This is a genomic window from Psychrobacter sp. TB55-MNA-CIBAN-0194 (genome assembly GCF_040309505.1).
Lineage (GTDB): Bacteria > Pseudomonadota > Gammaproteobacteria > Pseudomonadales > Moraxellaceae > Psychrobacter > Psychrobacter fozii.
In genome coordinates this window covers 1-272 of record NZ_JBEOOW010000278.1, presented here as the reverse complement: position 1 = coordinate 272, position 272 = coordinate 1, and the positions used below count along the sequence as shown (strand labels likewise).

At 45.2% G+C, this 272-nt stretch carries 1 protein-coding gene; it reads left to right on the top strand.

Features of this window, described 5'->3' with window-relative positions; all coding sequences use genetic code 11:
• Positions 1–272: hypothetical protein (locus tag AAEY75_RS15150; protein WP_352260045.1), on the top strand; the 272-nt coding region annotated here is incomplete at both ends.

The window sequence follows — 272 nt, the reverse complement described above, 5'->3', positions numbered from 1 at the left end:
GCAAAGTGGCTTTGCCTATCGCACAACCTTATACTCCACGCGTCAACCAAACGGCTATGGGTGTCAATACTGATCCAAACTTCTTAGCTCCAAACGCTTTAGCGCCAAACTCCTTAGCATATAACGACACGGGTTCAAGCAATCAAGCGGTTGACCGTACCAATGTGAATCAGCAGCAAGTGAGTAATCGTGACATTCAAACTGTATCAGCCCAACAAATGCCTGATAGACGATATGAGCGCTCAAATACAGATTTTGCATCAAATCAGAGC